This window comes from Billgrantia sulfidoxydans (assembly GCF_017868775.1).
Lineage (GTDB): Bacteria > Pseudomonadota > Gammaproteobacteria > Pseudomonadales > Halomonadaceae > Halomonas > Halomonas sulfidoxydans.
Map to the genome: position 1 here is coordinate 3,538,998 of NZ_CP053381.1, position 18,911 is coordinate 3,557,908.

Consider the following 18,911-nt stretch of genomic DNA (forward strand, 5'->3'; position numbering starts at 1 on the left):
CGCCATCCGGCGGGCCGTATGCGGGTGCTGCCGCCTGCCTTCTCACTCCGACCAGGCGGCGATCGCGTCGCGCTCCTCGTCGGTCATACCGGTCATGTTGCCAAGCGGCATGTACCTGCTGACCACCACTTCGCGGATCTTGGCGCGGTGGCCTTCGATCTGTGCCGTGGTGTCGTAGACCACGCCGGCCGGCGCCGAGCCGAAGCCCTCTTGGGTCGGGCTGGCCGAATGACAGGCCACACAGCGCGACTCGATGATGGCCTCGACCTCGGCCAGGCTGGGACCCTCGCCCTCGACGCCCGGCGAGGCCCCCGTTCCCGGCATGCCGGCCCAGAAGGCCACGGCGATCAGCGCCACGCCGACGGCCGGATAGGCGGGCTGGATCGTGCCCGCGTGCATCAGCACGAAGAACTGGCGGATCAGCGCACCGGCGAAGATGAACAGCGCCATCAGCACCCAGGCGTATTCGTGGTTGTAGACGAAGGAGTAGTGGTTGCTGATCATCAGCAGCACCACCGGCAGGGTGAAGTAGGTGTTGTGAACCGAGCGCTGCTTGCCGCGCTTGCCGTCCAGCGGATTGGGCGCCTCGCCCGCCTTCATGGCCTTCACCATGCGCCGCTGACCGGGAATGATCCAGAAGAAGACGTTGGCCGACATGGCGGTGGCCATCACGGCACCGGTCAGCAGGAAGGCGGCGCGCCCCGAGAATAGCTGCACGCTGAGATAGGCCACCACCACCATCATCACCGCCACGGCCAGGCTAAGGACCCCGTCGCGGTCCATGTTGGGGCTGATGCGCTTGCACAGCTCGTTGTAGACCACCCAGCCGCCGAGCAGGAACGCCAGCGCCAGCAGGTTGGCCTGCCAGCCGCTCAGGTTGGCGGCCCAGCTCCAGTCGCTGTCGGGGTTGACCAGATAGAAGCTCGGGTTGGCCATGTACAGCAGCACGAACAGGGCGAAGCCGGACAGCCAGGTGGTGTAGGCCTTCCAGAACGACCAGTGCAGGTCCTCGGGCAGCTTGGCGGGGGCCGTGGCGTACTTCTGGTTGTGGTAGAAACCGCCGCCATGCACGGCCCACATCTCGCCGAACACACCCTTGTCGCGATCCTCGGCCGCCTTGGGCTTGCGCAGGCCGTTGTCCAGCATGACGAAGTAGATCGATTCGCCGATCCAGGCGATCGCCGCGATGACGTGCAGCCAGCGCAGCATGAAATTGACGAATTCCAGCAGGTAAGCTTGCATCAGGTTGTCTCAGCTTAGTTGTTGTTGACGCCGCATGGCGGAGCGCAGCCAGTTTTCAAATCAAGCGCCAGGGAAGCGTTGATCAATTTTGCGAGCGGGATGAAGCACAAGGCGCACGGCGCGCAGAAACCGGAGCCTATGGGGTATAGGTGAGGATTCCGACGGTCCGACGCTTCGGCACCGCGCAACGCAGTGATTCGCCCGCGCAGCCATTGATCAGCGTTTCCCTAGCTGCCGCGGTAGGTGGAGTACCCATACGGCGACACCAACAGCGGCACGTGGTAGTGCTGCGAGGCGTCGGCCACGCCGAAGCGCAGCGGGATGACGTCGAGAAAGCGCGGCTCGCTCGCCGAGACCCCCTGCCGGCGCAGGTAGTCGCCGGCATGGAAGACCAGCTCGTACTCGCCGACGCTGAAGTCGTCGCCCTCGAGGATGGGCGCATCGCAGCGACCGTCGTCGTTGGTGGTCGCCGTTTTCAGCAGCGAGCGGCTCTCGCCCTCCAGGCGATAGACGTCGATGCGGATGCCTTCGCCGGGGCGCCCCTGGGCGGTATCCAGCACGTGGGTGGTCAGTCGTCCCATTTCGTTACTCCCTTTGTCGGCCATATGAAGACAGTTTTAGCGCTTTCGTTGGTACATTTCAAAGATTTTTTGTATACACTTTATCATGGCACGCCACGAGCAATACCCTTGCAGCTCTGACCAAGGAGAACAGGATGAACGACAAGACACTGGCGCCGCGCCCCAGCACGCTCGACCGCGAGGAGTTCGTGACCCGCTTCGGTGACATCTACGAGCACTCCCCCTGGGTCGCGGCGCTGACCTGGGAGCGCGGCCTGCAGCCGGCGCAGGACACCCCCGCCGGCCTCGCCGAGGCCATGGGCCAGACGCTGCGCAGCGCCACGCCGGAGCGCCAGCTCGAGGTGATTCGCGCCCACCCGGACCTGGCCGGCAAGGCCGCCATCGCCGGGGAGCTGACCGACGACTCCACGCGTGAGCAGGCTGGCGCCGGGCTCGATCAGTGCACCCCTGAGGAGATGGCTCGCTTCGAGCGCCTCAATGCGGCTTACAAGGACAAGTTCGGCTTTCCCTTCGTCATGGCTGTGAAGGGCAGTGACCGCCACGCCATCCTCGCCGCCTTCGAGACCCGGCTGGAGAATTCGCCGGAGGAGGAGCGCCGCACCGCCATCGAACAGATCAACCGCATCGCCCGCTTCCGCCTGGAAGCCCGCGTCGAGAAGTGACCCGGCCCGGCCTCTCTCCTCACGGCCCGATGCCGCGCCCGGGGGCACCCCCGGGTCGCGGCCTCATTCCCTAACCGCCCCTGGCCCCGTCGGGCGTCGCCTCGTCGTCCAGCCGCGAGCGCCCGGGCCGGGAGACTTCCCCCGCCTCCTGGCGTCCCACGCCGGGCGCCTCGCCTGCGTCGTCGCACGCCATGGCCTCACGCTCACGTGCCTCGTCGGCCAGGGTGGTGTTGGGCAGCACCAGATTGAGGGTGAAGGCGGTGATGGCGGCCACCACGATGGGCGCCCCGCCGATGACGTTCTGCAGCCACTCGGGGAAGCGTTCGATGGCCGCGGGCACCTCGGCGATGCCCAGGCTGAGCGCCAGGGCCAGCCCCACGATGGTCATGTTGCGGGCGGAGAGCTCGTCCTTGATCAGCAGCTTGATGCCGGTCATGGTGATCATGCCGAACACGGTGATGGTGGCCCCGCCGAGCACCGGATAGGGAATGGTGGTCATCAGCGCGCCGAACTTGGGGCTGAGGCCGGCCAACAGCATGAAGCCGCCGGCCAGCGCCAGCACGAAGCGGCTGATCACCCGGGTCATGGCGACGATACCGACGTTCTGGCTGAACGTGGAGGTGGGCAGGGCGCCGAAGAAGGCGCTCGCCGTCGTGGTCAGGCCGTTGCCCAGCAGGCCGCCGGTCAGCTCGCGGGTCCTGAGTTCGCGATTCATACCGCCCACGGTGGTCGCCGAGAGGTCGCCGATGGTCTGCACCGAGTTGATCACGCAGATCACCACCATGGCGACGATCGCCGAGGCATGGAACTCCATGGCGAAGGGCATGAATGTCGGCACCGCCACCCAGTCGGCGTCGGCCACCGACGCGAAGCTGACCATGCCCAGCGCCAACGACAGCCCGTAGCCGACGAGAATGCCGACGATGATCGCCGAGAGCTTGACGACCCCCTTGCCGAACTGCGAGGCGGCGAGCACCGTGGCGAGCGTCACCAGACCCACGCCCCAGTTCAGCGGCGCACCGAAGTCGGCAGCGTCGACGTTGCCGCTGCCCGCCATGTAGCGCACCGCGATATCGTAGAGCGACAGGCCGATGACCAGCACCACCGTGCCGGCGACCACCGGGGGGAAGAGATGGCGGACGTACTGAATGAAGTACCCCACCACCATCATGGTGACGCCGCCGATGAGCTGTGCCCCCAGGATCCCTCCGATGCCGAACTGGCCGCCGACGGCGATCAGCGTCGGCACGTAGGCGAAGCCGACGCCGAAGATGGCCGGCAAGCGGGCGCCGAACTTCCAGACACCGTACAGATGGAACAGGGTGCAGACCCCCGAGGCCAGCACCGCGATCTGTATCAGCAAGAGCTTTTCCTGCGGTGTGGCACCTACCACTCCCGCGATGATGATGGGGGGCGTGATGACACCGGCGATCATCGCCAGCACGTGCTGCAGCGACAGGGGCAAGGCCGTTGTCAGCGAAGGCCGGCCATGGAAGTCGAAAATCGAAGTGCTCTGAATCTTTCGCATGGATCCATCCAGTCGTTGTTGTGTTTCTGTATACGGAAAGCCAGTACCGTGACTTGTTCGAATTTGCGGCCAGAAGCTTTCCAATACACACCGAGTTAACCGCGCCCGCTGCGACTCGCACTTCCTGTCCAATCGGTCAAAAAAATGTATTCCAAATCGCACACCAATGGGCGACAGTACATCAATTTATTGTATACAGAAATTATTTCCACCTCTTTCTCGCTCTTCCCCTGATCCAGCCGCCTGGCACCGCCCTCTCCCGAGAACGGGCCAGCTACACTGGGAGGAAAATCGGCAGCGGAGGTAAAGGAGAGCGACATGTTTCGTGATCGACTGGACGCGGCAGAGCTACTTGCCGAGCGCTTGGCACACCTGAAGGGTTCCAATCCGCTGGTGCTCGCCATTCCTCGTGGTGGGGTACCCATGGGGCGCTACCTGGCCGATGCCCTCGAGGGGGAGCTCGACGTCGTGCTGGTGCGCAAGATACGCGCCCCCGGGAACCCCGAATTCGCCATCGGTGCCATCAGTGAGGACGGCACCATGAAGCTCGATGCGGCGGCGTCCCATTTCACGCCTGAGGCGGTGGAGCGTGAGGCGGAACAGCAGCGCAAGCTGCTCGCCGAGCGACGCCAGCGTTATAGCCCGGTTCGCCCGCCGATTCCGCCCGAGGGGCGTGTGGTGGTGGTCGTCGACGACGGCAGTGCCACCGGCGCGACCATGGAGGCTGCGCTGAAGACCCTGCACGGCCGTGCCGCACGGCTTGTCGCGGCACTGGGGGTGGCCTCCCCCAGTGCCGTCGCCCGGCTGGAGGCGATCGCCGATGAGGTGGTCTGCCTGGACGTGCCGCCACGCTTCATGGCGGTGGGCCAGTTCTACGCCGATTTCGGCCAGGTCGAGGAGGAGGAGGTGTTGGAACTGCTTGGCGAATGAGGCCACCCACTGGCGGCGGAACTCTTTTCATGGCGCCATAAGGAAGGCCGCCGTCCCAGCGGGGCGGCGGCCTTCTTCGTCAACGGCAGTGCGGCGACTTACTTGGCCGCGGCGCTGGCCGCCTTGACGTTCTGCTCGGTCAGTTGCTGACCCTTCTGCAGAAACTCCTGGCTCAGGTCGACCACCTTCTTGGTGTCGCCCTGCAGGCGCTCGCCCAGCTCCTTGACGGCTTTCTGCTGGGTCTCGAGTACCTGCTTGAGGCCCTCGGAGTCCTTGACGTCAACCCAGGCACGGGCCTGTGCCAGGCTCAGGTCGGAGTAGCTACGAAAAGCGTCCAGCTGCGCCGACAGCAGCTTCTCGTAGTATTCCAGGGTCAGCGAGCCATAGGCGCGCGCCGGGGCGAAGAACAGGGATTCGAACTGCTGGGTCGCCTTGTCTTGGGTCTTGCTCATGAGACACCTCCTACGTTGCGTTGCCAAGGCAGGATCGCGCCTTGTTGCAATGCAACATAGCAGCTCTTTTTGTGCAATGCAACATTCTTTCGCGCCCCACATCGGCTCCCCCGCGGCCGCCCGTTCAGCGATAGGCGCCCTCGATGTCGGTGACCCGCATGGCCTTGCGTCCCAGGCCGTCGTGGAGATCGAGCATACGCTCGATCCAGCCGTAGACGGGATCGGCATTCGACACCAGGTCGGCAGTCGACACCACCCGCGCCCACATGAAGGCGCCAAACACCAGGTAGTCGGCCGCGGCAGGCGCCGCGCCGTCGAGGAAGTCGCTGCCTTCCAGCTGGCCGCGCAACGGTGCCAGCGCGGCATCCAGTTGGGCCAGCCCCTTGGCCGGCGAATGGAACTCCTCGAGGGAACGGCCGAAACGCTTCTCGCGGCTGGTGCGGAAGTAGTCGCGGTCCCTGGGATCGATGGCGTTGAGCAGATCCATGATGATGGTTCTCATCATCGCCGGCTGTAGCGCCCGTTCGGCGTAATGCTTGAAGAAGCGCGCCCGGGCCTCGGCCATGCCATCGCCCAGCAGGGGCGCCTCGGGGTAGGTACGGTCAAGGTAGCGCAGGATCTCGTAGCTGTCGGTGACCGTCTCGTCACCATCGACCAGGACCGGCACCTTGTCGTGATCGGCGAATGCCAGGGCCTGCTTGTCGGTGAAATACCAAGGGCGCGTCTGGGCCTCGAGCCCCTTGTGAGCGAGTGCATAGCGAACACGCCAGCAGTAGGGGGAAAAGCGCAGATCTTCGTCGATACCGCAGAGGTCAAAGAGAACCCTGGCCATGGACGTCTCCTGGAACGTGGTGTGGTCCCCGGATAGTGCCAGCCTTCTCGGCAGCTTGCCAACTGCGCCGACCACGGCCGAGCCGAGGCCTTGAGCCTGTCCATTAGTCTAATAACGAACGGCCTCGTGGCGCATGATCGAACGCCACGCAGCCAGGCAATAGCTTGTTTTTCTTTCATAAAAGAGTAATGTCGCGGTCTTGCCGCTCCGCCAGATATTGGTAAGACCAATGACCCAAGGATGGCAACTTTCCAGCGCTCTTCGTATCGTTGCGTGCCTGGCCGGCAAAGGCAGGGGGTGCCCTTCGCCTTCCGGAGTCCAACAAGGAGAAATCCGAGGAAACGTCATGACGGATACAACCCTAGCACTACTCGCCTTTACGCCATTGATACTGGCCGGCGTGCTGTTGATCGGCTTTCGCATGGCGGCCAGAACGGCCATGCCCATCGTCTTCGTGGTCACCGCCCTGATCGGGCTGTTCGCCTGGGAGATGAGCTTCAACCGGGTACTGGCCTCAACGTTCCAGGGTCTGATCCTGACCGTCTCGATCCTGTGGATCATCTTCGGCGCCATCCTGCTGCTCAATACGCTGAAGCATTCCGGCGGCATCGCGGCGATCCGCAACGGCTTCTCGGGCATCAGCCCCGACCGCCGCGTACAGGCGCTGATCGTAGCGTGGCTGTTCGGCTGCTTCATCGAGGGCGCCTCGGGTTTCGGCACCCCCGCCGCGGTGGCGGCCCCGCTGATGGTGGCGCTGGGCTTCCCGGCCTTGTCCGCGGTGGTCGTCGGCATGATGATCCAATCCACCCCGGTCTCCTTCGGCGCGGTCGGCACCCCGATCGTGGTCGGCGTGTCCGGGGGCGTCAACATGAACGCCATCACCGAGCAGCTCGAAGCGGGCGGCTTCACCTGGCTCGAGTACTTCCGCCTGATCGCCGCGGAAGTCGCCATCGTGCACGCCATCGTCGGCATCCTGATGCCGTTGATCATGGTAGTCATCATGGTGCGCTTCTTCGGCGCCAACCGCTCCTGGAAGGAGGGGCTCTCGATCACCCCGTTCGCCCTCTTCACCGGGGTGGCCTTCGTGGTGCCGTATGCCCTGGCGGGCGTACTGCTGGGGCCGGAGTTCCCCTCGATGATCGGCGCCATGGTGGGGCTCGCCATCGTCGTGCCGGCGGCACGCCGCGGCTTCCTGCTGCCCAAGGATACCTGGGACTTCCCCGAGCGCGACGCCTGGCCGGCCGGCTGGATCGGCAAGATCGAGATCAAGATCGACGACATCGCCGGCAAGACGCCGCTCTCCACCTGGATGGGCTGGCTGCCCTACGTGCTGCTGGCGCTGTTCCTGGTGGCCTCGCGCGTCGTCGATCCGCTGCGTGAGGCGCTCAACGCCTGGACCTTCGGCTGGAGCAACATCCTCGGCGAGGCCGGCGTGTCCGGCAGCATCGCCCCGCTCTACCTGCCCGGCGGCATCCTGCTGATGGTGGTGCTGGTCACTGCGGTGCTGCATCGCATGCGCCTCGGGGAACTCAAGGCCGCCTTCGGCGAATCCTCGCGCACCCTGCTCGGCGCCGGTTTCGTGCTGATCTTCACCATCCCCATGGTACGCATCCTGATCAACTCGGGCGTCAACGCCGCCGACCTGGTGTCCATGCCGGTCGCCATGGCCCAGTTCGTGGCCGATAGCGTGGGTAGCGTCTATCCCTTCTTCGCCCCCGCCGTGGGCGGCCTGGGCGCCTTCATCGCCGGGTCCAACACGGTCTCCAACCTGATGCTGGCCGAGTTCCAGTTCAACGTCGCCCAGCAGCTCGGCCTCTCCACCGCCTTCATGGTGGCGCTGCAGGCCGTGGGGGCCGCCGCGGGTAACATGATCGCCATCCACAACGTGGTGGCGGCCTCGGCCACCGTCGGCCTGCTTGGACGCGAGGGCGAGACGATCCGCAAGACCATCCTGCCGACGATCTACTACCTGGTGTTCGCCGGCGCGATCGGCTTGATCGCCTTCTACGTCCTCGGGGTATCGGACCCGCTGCTGCAAGTCGGCGGCTGAGCCACCCCACCACAGGCGAAGCCTCCCCGCCCCTGCGGCGGGGAGGCTTCGTTCGTTTCTGGCCTCCTCAGTCGATACGCTTGAGCTCGCGGGTGTGGCGTGCACCGCGCTCGACATAGCCGGCCGCGTTTCGCGCCAGCCCGGCAATCGCCTCGGGCGAGAGCTCTCGCACCACCCGCGCCGGCGCCCCGACGATCAGCGAATTATCTGGGAAGTTCTCGCCCTCCTTGACCACCGCTCCGGCGGCCACGAGGCTATTTTTGCCGATGACGGCGCCGTTGAGGATCACCGCCTGGATGCCTATCAGGCTGCCGTCGCCGACGGTACAGCCGTGCAGCATGGCCTGGTGCCCCACGGTCACGTCGCTGCCGACCGTCAGCGGATAGCCCGGGTCGGCGTGCAGCACCGCGCCGTCCTGGATGTTGCTGCGCTCGCCGATCTCGAGTCGGTCGGTGTCGCCGCGCAGCACCGCCTGGTACCAGACGCTGGCCTGCCGCTTGAGGGTGACCTGGCCGATCACATCGGCCGTCTCGGCCACGTAGACGTCCGCCTCGATCTGCGGACGATGTTCGCCGTACTGGTAGATCGCCATTGCGTCTCCTCCTGAGCCTTGCCTTCCCCGGGGTCGCCGCCTGCAGCGCCCGGGCCCTGTCCTCGGCCATGCCTCACGCCAGCGCCTGCTCCAGCAGCAGCGCCACGTGCACCGCCCTGCGGCCACTGCCGTCGTGGATCTGATGGCGGCAGCTGGTGCCATCGGCCACGATCACGGTATCCTCGCCCGCCGCGCGCACGGCGGGCAACAGGCTGAGCTCGGCCATCTGCATCGAAGTCCCGTAATGCTCGGCCTCGTAGCCGAAACTACCGGCCATGCCGCAGCACGAGGAGTCGATGGTCTCGACCGCGAGCCCGGGGATCCATGACAGCACCGTCTCCACGGGGCGCAGCGCGTCGAAGGCCTTCTGATGGCAGTGGCCGTGCAACAGGGCCCGCGCATGACCGACCGGCTTCAGCGCAAGGGGTAACTCGCCGGCTGCCCGCGCCCTGACCAGGAACTCCTCGAACAGCAGGGCCGACTCGGCCAGCCCTCGTGCCGCCTCCCCGAAGCCGTACTGCAGGAACTCGTCGCGCATGCTCAGCAGGCACGACGGCTCGAGCCCGACGATCGGCACGCCGCGCTCGACGTAGGGCAGCAGGTGGTCGAGGGCGCGCCGCGCCTCGGCCCTGGCCTTGTCGAACTGGCCGGAGGAGAGGTAGGTGCGCCCGCAGCACAGCGGGCGTTCGCCCGGCGTGACGTTGAGGTGCACGCGATAACCGGCCGCCTCGAGCACCCGCCTGGCGGCGCGGGCGATGTCGTTCTCCATGTAGTTGTTGAAGGTGTCGACGAACAGCACCACCTCGCGGCTCCCCTGCGCCGATGGAGCATGCGCTTCGGCCAGGAAGTTGCCACGGAACCTGGGGAAGTCCCGCTGCTCGGCCAAGCCCAGCGCCCGCTTGACCCGCCGCGAGACGACAGGCAGCCGCTGGACCGCGCCCAACAGGCCCGACAGCCGGCTCGCCCAGGGGGCATAGCGCGGCAGCTCGCCGACCAGGCGATCGCGCAGTGCAAGCCCCCTGGCCCGGACCCGGGCCGCGCGCGCCTCGATCTTGAACTTGGCCATGTCGACACCGGTCGGGCAGTCGCGCCGGCAGCCCTTGCACGACACGCACAGGTCCAGCGCCTCCTTGACCGCGTCGCCTGCCAGGCCCTCGTCACCGAGCTGCCCCGAGAGCACCAGGCGCAGGGTATTGGCGCGTCCGCGAGTGAGATGCTGTTCCGCCCTGGTGACGCGATAGCTCGGGCACATGGTGCCGGCGTCGAACTTGCGGCAATGGCCGTTGTTGTTGCACATCTCCACCGCCATCGCCAGGCCATGAGTGAGGTCGTCGCCGCTGCCGGGTGCGCTCAGCTCACCGCTCCGCGGGTCCCGCCTGACGTTCCACGCCGACCAGTCGAAGGCCGGCGTCAGCGGAATGCGCTGGTAGTGGCGCGGAAAGCGGAAGTAGCGCTCGTCGTCCATTCTCGGCGTATCGACGATCTTGCCCGGGTTGAGGCGGTTGTTGGGATCGAACAGCCGCTTCACCTCCTTGAAGGCGTCATTGACGGCGCTGCCGAACTGCCAGGCCACCCATTCGCCACGACACAGCCCGTCGCCGTGCTCCCCCGAGTAGGCCCCCTTGTACTCGCGCACCAGGGCCGAGGCCTGCTCGGCGATCTCGCGCATCTTCTCGGCACCGCCGCGGCGCATGTCGAGGATCGGCCGCACATGTAGCGTGCCGACACTGGCATGGGCGTACCAGGTGCCCTCGGTGCCATGCCGATGGAACACCTCGGTCAGCTTGTCGGTGTACTCGGCCAGGTGCTCGAGCGGCACCGCGCAGTCCTCGATGAAGGAGACCGGCTTGGCGTCACCCTTCATGCTCATCATGATGTTGAGCCCGGCCTTGCGCACATTCCACAGCGCCTTCTGCTCGGCCGGCTCGGGCATGTCGACCACGCTCCCCGGCAGGCCCAGGTCGGCCATCAGTTCGTTGAGGCGTGCCAGCGATGCCAGCAGCGCCTCGCGCTCCTGCCCGGCGAACTCCACCAGCAGCACCGCCTGGGGCCGACCGATCAGGGCCTTCTCGATCACCGGACGAAACGCGGGGTTCTCCAGCGACAGCTCGATCATGGTGCGGTCGACCAGCTCCACCGCGGTGGGGTCAAGGGTCACGATGTGCTGGGTGACGTCCATCGCCTGGTAGAAGGTGGGAAAGTTCACCACGCCGAGGACCTTGTGCTCGGGCAACGGCGACAGCCTGAGCGTCAACCGCTGCGTGACCGCCAGGGTTCCTTCCGAGCCCACCAGCAGATGCGCCAGGTTGGGCCGCGCGTCGGGGTCGTAGGGCATCGGATTCTGGCAGTCGAACAGATCGAGGTTGTAGCCGCCTACCCGCCGCAACACCCGGGGAAAGTGCCCGCGGATCTCCTCGGCCACACCGTCGGCGACGGCACGAACCCGGTCGGCCAGTTCCCGCACGCGGCCCGTGTCCGGCAGCCTGTCGACGAAACCGAAGTGGCCTTCACTTCCGTCGGCGAGGATCGCATCCAGCCCCAGCACGTTGTGCACCATGTTGCCGTAGCGGATCGAGCGCGAACCGCAGGAGTTGTTGCCGGCCATGCCGCCCAGGGTGCACTGGGCGCTGGTCGAGACATCGACCGGATACCACAGCCCGTGGGGCTTGAGCCAGGCGTTGAGGTGATCGAGCACGATGCCCGGCTCGACCACCACGGTGCGCGCCTCGGGGTCGAACTCGACGATCCGGTTGAGCCAGCGGGAGGCGTCGAGGATCACCGCCTCGCCCACCGTCTGGCCGCACTGGCTGGTGCCGGCGCCCCGCGCCAGCACCGGCACGCGGGCATCGCGGGCGATATCGAGCGCGCGCCTCAGGTCGTGCTGGTCGCGTGGGACCACCACACCGATCGGCATCGCCTGGTAGATCGAGGCATCCGTCGAGTAGCGGCCCCGCGAGGCGTGGTCGAACAGCACCTCGCCCTGCACCTCGCGCGCCAGCCGCGCGGCCAGTTCGCTGACCGGCTGGACCCGGGCATCCCGAGACCGGGCGTTCTCGTTCAGGGACGTCATGCTGCCCTCCTGGTCGTGCTGGTAAAAGCCGCCGCTCAGCGGATGGCGTCGAGCGGGTGGTGGGCGAAGTAGTCGAGTGCGGCACCCACGCCGCTGCCCGCCAGCGGCACACCGGCGAGTTTCATGCCCGCCTCGCAGCCGCCCAGGGTGGCGATCAGGGTCAGGTCGTTGCAGTCGCCCAGGTGGCCGATGCGGAACATCTTGCCCTTGGCCTTGCCCAGGCCGGTGCCCAACGACAGGTCGAAGCGCTCGTAGATGAGCTTGCGCACCGCGTCGGCATCGACACCTTCGGGCATCACCACGCCGGTCAGCACCGGCGAATAGACGGCAGGATCCTGGCACTGGATCTCCAGGCCCCAGGCCGCCACCGCCTGGCGCACGCCGGCGGCCCAGCGCTGGTGGCGCGCCAGCACCTGGTCGAGCCCCTCCTCCAGCAGCATGTCGAGCGACTCGTTGAGCCCGTAGAGCAGGTTGGTGCTGGGGGTATAGGGCCAGTAGCCGTTCTGGTTGGCCTCGAGGATCTCGTCCCAGGCCCAGAAGCTCTTCGGCATGCGGTTGTGGTGGCTCGCCTCGATGGCCCGCTCGGAGACGGCGTTGAAGCTGATCCCCGGGGGCAGCATCAGGCCCTTCTGGGAGCCGGAGATGGTCACGTCGACCCCCCACTCGTCGTGGCGATAGTCGGCGCTGGCCAGGCCCGAGATGGTATCGACCAGCAGCAGCGCCGGGTGCCCGGCGGCATCGATGGCGCGGCGCACTGCGGCGATGTCGCTGGTCACTCCAGTGGAGGTCTCGTTGTGGACCACGCAGACCGCCTTGATCTCGTGCGCCGGGTCCTCCCTCAGGCGCGCCTCGATCATGTCGGCCCGCACCCCGTGGCGCCACCCCTCGTAGCCGGGCAGGCCGATGAACTCGGGGTCGAGCTGCAGGCGTCGTGCCATCGTGTGCCACAGGGTGGCGAAGTGGCCGGTCTCGAACATCAGTACCCGGTCGCCCGGCGACAGGGTGTTGGCGAGCGCCGCCTCCCAGGCGCCGGTACCGGAGGCCGGGTAGATGATCACGGGACCCTCGGTCTTGAAGACCTGCTTGAGCTTGGCCAGCAGCGTGAGCCCCAGGGCACCGAACTCCGGGCCGCGGTGATCGATGGTCGGCAGGCTCATGGCGCGCAGGATGCGGTCCGGCACCGGTGAGGGGCCGGGGATCTGCAGGAAGTGGCGGCCGGAAGGATGGAAATCGAGATTCAACATGCGACTACCTCCGAGAGGGTTTTGCATTTTTGATAATGAATTCATTTACTGACAACAAAGCAGCGCCCTACTTGATGCAGCCCTCTTCCCGCAGTGTCTCGCGCTGCTCCGCGGAGAGGCCCAGCTGCGCCAGGACCTCGTCGGTGTGCTGGCCGAACAGCGGCGCCGGGCTCCGGATCTGCGACGGGGTGCGCGAGAACTTGCTGGGAAAGCCGAGGGTCTTCATGCTGCCGATGACGGGGTGTTCCATCTCCTGCACCATGCCCCTGGCCAGGTAGTGCTCGTCCTGCATGGCCTGGGCGAAGTCGTTGATCGGCCCGGCCGGGACCCCGGCCTTGTCGCACAGGGCCAGCCAGTGGTTCATGTCCCGTTCGACCAGGATCTCCTCCACCACCGCCTCGAGCTCCTCGACGTGCTGGCCGCGGTCATGGTTGGTCAGGAAACGCGGATCGCTCATCAGGTCCTCGCGCTGGAGCACGTCACGGCAGAAGCGCTCCCAGGTTCGCTGATTGGCGCAGCCCAGCATGATGTAGCCGTCGCTGGTCTTGACCGCCTGGTAGGGCGCCGACACCCGATGCCGCCAGCCGGTGGGCCCGGGGACCCTGCCCTCGGCGAAGTAGGCCGCCGCCTCCCAGGTGAACCAGGGCAGCCCGCATTCGGTGATGGCGATGTCGATGTGCTGCCCCTCGCCGGTGCCGCTGCGGTGGATGTAGGCCGCCAGGATCGAGTAGACGGCCGTGATCCCCGCCCCGATGTCGTAGACCGCGATGCCGGTCTTCAGCGGGCGTCGCCCCGGCTCCCCGGTCATCGACATCAGGCCGGTCATGCCCTGGGCCACCAGGTCGAAACCGCCGCGATGGCTGTAGGGGCCGGTCTGCCCGTAGCCCGAGATCGAGCAGTAGATGATGGCGGGGTTGATCGCCTTGATGGTGTCGTAGTCGATGGCAAGCGACCGTGTCACCCCGGTGCGATAGTTCTCGACGATGACATCGGCGTCCTTGGCCAGGCGGTAGAAGATCTCCCGGGCCCGCTCATCCTTGAGGTTGAGCGAGATGCTCTTCTTGTTGCGGTTGATCTGCGAGAAACAGGTCGACTCGTCGTTGACGTAGGGGCCCATCTGGCGGCTGTCGTCGCCGCCGTTGAGCTTCTCGACCTTGATCACCTCCGCGCCCATGTCGGCCAGCACCATGGTGCAGTAGGGCCCGGCCATGATCTGCGAGACGTCGAGTACCTTGAGTCCTTCCAGGGGAAGCATGGGTTTCACCTCGCTTGTGTGGTTGGCGTGGCGGCCGCGACCACCGGGTCAGCGGCCGGTCCATTCGAAGGGTGTCTTGTGTAGGAACTTTTCCACCGCCGCCTTGAAGTCGCCGCTCGTGTAGCAGGCGGCGACCCAGTCGTCGCCGGCATCGGCGGCGGCCCGGCGCTCGGCCAGTACCCGCCCCACCAGCGCCTTGCTGGCCTGCACGGTGAGCGGCGCGCGCCGGCCGAAGGCGGCGGCGATGGCGGTCACCTCGTCGACGATCGCTTCCGCGGCGAAGACGCCGTTGACCAGCCCCGCCTGCCGCGCCTCCTCGGCATCGAACAGCTTGGCCATCATCAGCGCCTCCTTGGTGCGGGCGACACCGATCATCTCCACCATCCGCGCGACGTTGGTCATCGACAGGGTGTTGCCCAGCGTCCTGGCGATGGGCACGCCGAACTTCATCGACGGCGTGCAGTAGCGGAAGTCACAGACCAGTGCCAGGGCCGCCCCGCCGCCCACGCAGGCACCCTCGATCAGGGCGATGGTGGGCTTGGGCAGGCGTTCCAGCTTGCCCACCACCCGGTCGATCCGCCGCTCATAGTCGATGGCGTCCTCCGCGGCTTCGAAGTGGGCGAACTGGGAGATGTCGGTGCCGGCGACGAAGGCCTCGCCGCCGACGCCGTGCAGCACCACCGCCTGGACCTCGTCGTCCTCGGCCAGGCGGTTGCAGCACGCCTCGAGCGCGTCGTACATCTCCCAGGTCATGGCGTTGCGACTCTCGGGCCGGTTGAAGCCGATCCAGGCGAGGCGGTCCTCGCGTCGGAAGATCAGGGCGTCAGCCATCGGCAGCCTCCTCTCAGTGTCGTCGGGGTCAGCGGTAGAACAGCTCCACCAGGCCCATCGGGAAGAGCGGCACGTAAGTCACCAGCATCAACAGGATGAACAGCAGGATGACGAACGGCACGTTGGCCTTCGACACCTCCCAGATGTCGGCCTTGGCCACCGAGCAGGCCGTCATCAGCACGCTGGCCACCGGCGGTGTCTGCTGGCCGATCGCCAGGTTGAGGGTGACGATCATGCCGAAGTGGACGGGGTCGATGCCGACCATCATCACCAGCGGCATGACGATGGGCACGGTGAGGATGATTGCAGCCGCCGAGTGCAGGATCATGCCGATCAGCAGCAAAAAGAGGTTCAGCAGCGCGAGGACCATGTACTTGTTGGCAGTGAAGTCGCTGATCATCATCGCCAGCATCTGCGGCAGCTGGGCGCGGGTGAGGAAGTCCCCGAGCAGCGCCGAGCTCGCCACCAGCAGCATGACCACGGCGGTCTGCACGCCACCCTCGACCATCGCCGCGCGCAGCTTCGCCCCAACGCAGCTCGCCGTAGCGGAAGCTGATCAGCAGCGCCGCCAGCACCGCCAGGGCCGCCCCTTCGGTGGCGGTCATGAAGCCGCCGAAGATCCCGCCGAGAATGACCAGCGGCAGCACGAAGGCGAGCCCCGCCGCCTTGAAGGTGGTCCACACCCGCTTCAGTTGGAAGGTATGCTCCACCGGCCAGTTGTAGCGGACCGCGAAATACCAGGCGAGCGCCATCATCAAGACCCCGCCGACGAGGCCCGGTACGATGCCGGCGACGAACAGCTGGACCACCGAGGTATCGGCCATGGCGGCATACAGGATCATCGGGATGGAGGGCGGGATGATGATCGCCAGCGAGGCCGACGAGGAGGTAATGGCGGCGGCGAACGGCGCCGGGTAGCCCTTGCGCTTCATCTCCGGCATCAGGATGGAGCCGAGGGCGGCCACGTCGGCCACGGCGGAGCCGGAGATCTCGGCGAAGAACAGCGAGGTGCCGACGTTGACCATGGCCAGCCCGCCGCGGATGAAGCCCAGCAGCGCGGAGGCGAAGTCGATCAGGCGGCGCGAGATACCCCCGGTGTTCATGATGGCGCCGGCCAGGATGAACAGCGGAATGGCGATCAACGGGAACTTGGTCGAGCCCTCGAACATCACCAGCGGGAAACCGAGCAGGCCGTTCGGCCCCTGCAGGACCAGTATCGCGACGATGGAGACCGCTCCCAGCGCCACCGCGATGGGGATGTTGATGAAGATCATGGCCAGCCCGGCCAGCAGGATCAGTGTCGTCGTCATTGCAGCTCCTCCACGATGTCCTGCTCCGAGGGCGGCCGCTTGCCGTCCCAGGCCTCACGCAGGATGGCCGGGAGGTTGAGCAGCTCGGCGACGACATACAGCCCCGCGCCGATGGGGATGGTCGACTGGGTCACGGCCGTGGGAATCGGCACGCTGACCAGGGTCGAGCCGCCGAGTACCTGGATGACGTAGACGCCGTAGTAGGCGAGCAGCACGAAGAAGGCGATGATGATGGCCTCACCGATCGCCACCAGGGTCACGCGCACGGCACGGGGGCGGGAGTAGACGAACCCCGGCACGCTGATATGGGCGCGCTTGAGTGAGGCCAGAGCGGCGCCATAGTAGGTCACCCAGGCCAGCATCACAGCGGCCACCTCGTCGTACCAGCTCAGGGAATTGCCGGTATAGCGGAAGGAGACACCGAGCAGCACGATCACCGTGAGAGCCACCACCAGGAGCATGGTGACGACCTCGAGCAGCCACTCGAAACCCGCTCGCAGTTTCGCAAGGGACATGCCATCGACTCCATCGAGCATGGGAAGGACCGCCCCGGACGGGGCGGCCTTGGGATCACGCAGCGGGGTTCACTCTTCTTCGCCAAGAGCCAGGACCCGGTCGACCAGGTCACCGCCGCCTTCCACCTCCTCGTCGAAGCGCTCGTAGATGGGGCCGCTGGCGTCGATGAACGCCTGCTGGTCGGCCTCGTTGATCTCCATCCCGGCCGCCTCCATCTCGCCGAGCAGCTCCTCGTCCTGCCTGGCGGCGGTCTCGTAGACGAAATCCTGGACCTCCTGGGCAGTCTCCTCCAGCACCTCGCGCACCTCCTCCGGCAGGTCTTCCCAGTGGCTCTTGGAAACCACCACATAGGCCGGCGTGTAGACGTGGTTGGTCATGGAGAGGTAGTCCTGGACCTCTTGGAACTTCTGGGAATGGATCTGCACCAGGGGGTTCTCCTGGCCGTCCATGGTGCCGGTCTGCAGCGCGGTGAAGACCTCCGAGAGCGCCATGGGCGAGGGATTGGCGCCGTACTCCTCGAACATGCGCACTCGCCACCTGCCTTCGGGTGTCCGCAGCTTGAGGCCCTGCAGATCCTCAGGCGTCTCGATCGGCCGCCGACTGTTGGTGATCTGGCGGAAGCCGTTCTCCCACACGGCGAGGATCTTGTAGCCCTCCGCCTCAACCAGCGGGTAGAGATCGGGCTCGATGACCTCCTCGATGACCCGCTTCATGTGCTCCCTGTCCTTGATCAGGTAGGGCATCTCGAACAGGCCGAACTCATCCACCACCGACGACATCACCGTCGACGGAAGCGCGAAGGTCACCTGTCCGAGCTTGAGCTTCTGCATCAGTGAGCTGTCGCCGCCGAGCTGGCTCGACCCATAGACCTCCACCCGATAGTCGTCGCCCAGCTTCTCGTTGGCGCGCTCGGCGAATTCCTTGGCGGAAGCATCGAACAGCGACCCGGGGTTGCCGACGTGGCCGAACTGCAACTCGGTCTGGGCCATGCCCAGGCTTGGCAGGCCCAGTGCCAGGGCGGTGGTCAGGAGGGCTGTCGTTATCGGTTTCATTGGCTGCTCCAGTGCTGGCTTGTTGTTGTACGTCGCTGCCAGAGCGTGTGGCCCGCGCCCGGCAGTCTCCGGTCGTGACAGACACCGCTCATGGGCGGGTCACCTCAGACCACCCAGCCGTGTCAGTGACAAACTCACCGTTTCAATCTGAATTCAAAATTCAGAATTAGGTATTAAACTTTAGTCGCGAGGCGCTTGACGCAGCGTGAGAAAGCGATCCACCACCACTGCCGTACCATCGAGCGGCGCGACACGGGAAGGAAAGGGAAGAGCGTGCCGGGGCCGATCCCTCAGGCGGGATCGGGAGAGAGCCCCCAGGCCAGGCCGGCGGCCGCGATACCGGCCACGGCGGCTCGCTCGTCGTCTGACGACGAGGCACCGCTGACACCAACGGCGCCGATCACGCGCTGCAGCTCGTCGAGGATGAGGACGCCGCCGGCGACCGCCACGAAACGCCCACCGGAGGCGGCCGCCACGCTGGCCAGGAAGGCGGGCCGATCGAGGTTGCGCTCGCCGACCACCGCGCTGGCGACGCCGTTGCCCAGCGCCGCGTAGGCTTTGCCCTGCGCGACCGCAAAGCGCAGCGGTGCGCAGCCGTCCTCGCGCTCGGCCGCCACGACCTGACCGCCCCCATCCAGCACCACGGCGGTCAGGGGCTCCATCTCGCGAATCCGCGCCTCGGCGAAGGCGCCGTCGAGGATGGCGCGTGCTTGGAGGCGGCTGAGCTGAAAGTGGCTGCGAAAGACCTTTCCGGCCATGAGGCA

The 18,911-nt window shown here is 66.4% G+C and carries 17 protein-coding genes and 1 pseudogene; 3 read left to right on the plus strand and 15 right to left on the minus strand.

Annotation, left to right across the window (positions count from 1 at the left end):
• Positions 1-42: 42 nt before the first annotated feature.
• Together HNO51_RS16295 and uraH are read right to left on the minus strand one after the other, a co-directional pair.
• Complete coding sequence (locus HNO51_RS16295; RefSeq protein WP_197448292.1) at positions 43-1,242, minus strand: urate hydroxylase PuuD; 1,200 nt, start codon at positions 1,240-1,242, stop codon at positions 43-45.
• 227 nt (positions 1,243-1,469) lie between these two features.
• Positions 1,470-1,823 carry a hydroxyisourate hydrolase gene (uraH, locus tag HNO51_RS16300; protein ID WP_197448293.1) on the minus strand — a complete coding sequence of 118 codons (354 nt, stop codon included), beginning with the start codon at positions 1,821-1,823 and terminating at the stop codon, positions 1,470-1,472.
• 134 nt (positions 1,824-1,957) lie between these two features.
• Here uraH and uraD point away from each other — a divergent pair, with 134 nt between their 5' ends.
• Positions 1,958-2,485 (plus strand): 2-oxo-4-hydroxy-4-carboxy-5-ureidoimidazoline decarboxylase, encoded by a 528-nt coding sequence (gene uraD / locus HNO51_RS16305; protein WP_209537878.1) that lies wholly within the window; start codon positions 1,958-1,960, stop codon positions 2,483-2,485.
• Between the two features lie 70 nt (positions 2,486-2,555).
• On the opposite strand, the gene HNO51_RS16310 is transcribed toward uraD, so the two are convergent.
• Positions 2,556-4,013 carry a uracil-xanthine permease family protein gene (locus tag HNO51_RS16310; protein WP_209537879.1) on the minus strand — a complete coding sequence of 486 codons (1,458 nt, stop codon included), beginning with the start codon at positions 4,011-4,013 and terminating at the stop codon, positions 2,556-2,558.
• 318 nt (positions 4,014-4,331) lie between these two features.
• Here HNO51_RS16310 and HNO51_RS16315 point away from each other — a divergent pair, with 318 nt between their 5' ends.
• Positions 4,332-4,943, plus strand: coding sequence for a phosphoribosyltransferase (locus HNO51_RS16315; RefSeq protein ID WP_197448296.1), 612 nt, complete (start codon positions 4,332-4,334; stop codon positions 4,941-4,943).
• 98 nt (positions 4,944-5,041) lie between these two features.
• On the opposite strand, the gene HNO51_RS16320 is transcribed toward HNO51_RS16315, so the two are convergent.
• Together HNO51_RS16320 and HNO51_RS16325 are read right to left on the minus strand one after the other, a co-directional pair.
• Positions 5,042-5,395, minus strand: a complete 354-nt coding sequence (locus HNO51_RS16320) for a phasin family protein (protein ID WP_197448297.1) — start codon at positions 5,393-5,395, stop codon at positions 5,042-5,044.
• Between the two features lie 124 nt (positions 5,396-5,519).
• Entirely contained in the window at positions 5,520-6,227 is a 708-nt protein-coding gene (locus tag HNO51_RS16325) for a glutathione S-transferase N-terminal domain-containing protein (RefSeq protein ID WP_197448298.1), read from the minus strand.
• Between the two features lie 346 nt (positions 6,228-6,573).
• Here HNO51_RS16325 and HNO51_RS16330 point away from each other — a divergent pair, with 346 nt between their 5' ends.
• Positions 6,574-8,277, plus strand: coding sequence for an L-lactate permease (locus HNO51_RS16330; protein WP_197448299.1), 1,704 nt, complete (start codon positions 6,574-6,576; stop codon positions 8,275-8,277).
• Between the two features lie 67 nt (positions 8,278-8,344).
• Here the strand turns inward: HNO51_RS16330 and HNO51_RS16335 are convergent, their stop codons facing one another.
• The 10 genes and pseudogenes from HNO51_RS16335 to HNO51_RS16375 form a co-directional block, all read right to left on the minus strand.
• A complete protein-coding gene (locus HNO51_RS16335) occupies positions 8,345-8,869 on the minus strand; it encodes a gamma carbonic anhydrase family protein (protein WP_209537880.1) in 525 nt (174 codons plus the stop codon).
• A 73-nt stretch (positions 8,870-8,942) separates the two neighbouring features.
• Positions 8,943-11,939, minus strand: a complete 2,997-nt coding sequence (locus HNO51_RS16340; RefSeq protein ID WP_209537881.1) for an FAD-binding and (Fe-S)-binding domain-containing protein — start codon at positions 11,937-11,939, stop codon at positions 8,943-8,945.
• Between the two features lie 35 nt (positions 11,940-11,974).
• Entirely contained in the window at positions 11,975-13,183 is a 1,209-nt protein-coding gene (locus HNO51_RS16345) for a pyridoxal-phosphate-dependent aminotransferase family protein (protein ID WP_209537882.1), read from the minus strand.
• A gap of 67 nt (positions 13,184-13,250) precedes the next feature.
• Entirely contained in the window at positions 13,251-14,438 is a 1,188-nt protein-coding gene (locus HNO51_RS16350) for a CaiB/BaiF CoA transferase family protein (RefSeq protein ID WP_209537883.1), read from the minus strand.
• A gap of 48 nt (positions 14,439-14,486) precedes the next feature.
• Positions 14,487-15,269: an enoyl-CoA hydratase gene (locus tag HNO51_RS16355; RefSeq protein ID WP_209537884.1), complete on the minus strand. Its 783-nt coding sequence runs from the start codon at positions 15,267-15,269 to the stop codon at positions 14,487-14,489.
• A 28-nt stretch (positions 15,270-15,297) separates the two neighbouring features.
• Positions 15,298-15,777, minus strand: a complete 480-nt coding sequence (locus HNO51_RS21055; protein WP_338035284.1) for a TRAP transporter large permease subunit — start codon at positions 15,775-15,777, stop codon at positions 15,298-15,300.
• Positions 15,778-15,844: 67 nt separating this feature from the next.
• Positions 15,845-16,579: pseudogene (locus HNO51_RS21060) on the minus strand (TRAP transporter large permease subunit); the annotation flags it as partial.
• The gene (locus tag HNO51_RS16365) at positions 16,576-17,094 is read right to left on the minus strand and encodes a TRAP transporter small permease (RefSeq protein ID WP_209537885.1); all 519 of its coding nucleotides are present in this window, start codon (positions 17,092-17,094) and stop codon (positions 16,576-16,578) included. The pseudogene HNO51_RS21060 and the gene HNO51_RS16365, both read right to left, overlap by 4 nt.
• A 69-nt stretch (positions 17,095-17,163) precedes the next feature.
• Complete coding sequence (locus HNO51_RS16370) at positions 17,164-18,147, minus strand: TRAP transporter substrate-binding protein (protein WP_197448307.1); 984 nt, start codon at positions 18,145-18,147, stop codon at positions 17,164-17,166.
• 290 nt (positions 18,148-18,437) lie between these two features.
• The gene (locus tag HNO51_RS16375; RefSeq protein ID WP_197448308.1) at positions 18,438-18,905 is read right to left on the minus strand and encodes a GlcG/HbpS family heme-binding protein; all 468 of its coding nucleotides are present in this window, start codon (positions 18,903-18,905) and stop codon (positions 18,438-18,440) included.
• Positions 18,906-18,911: the final 6 nt, after the last annotated feature.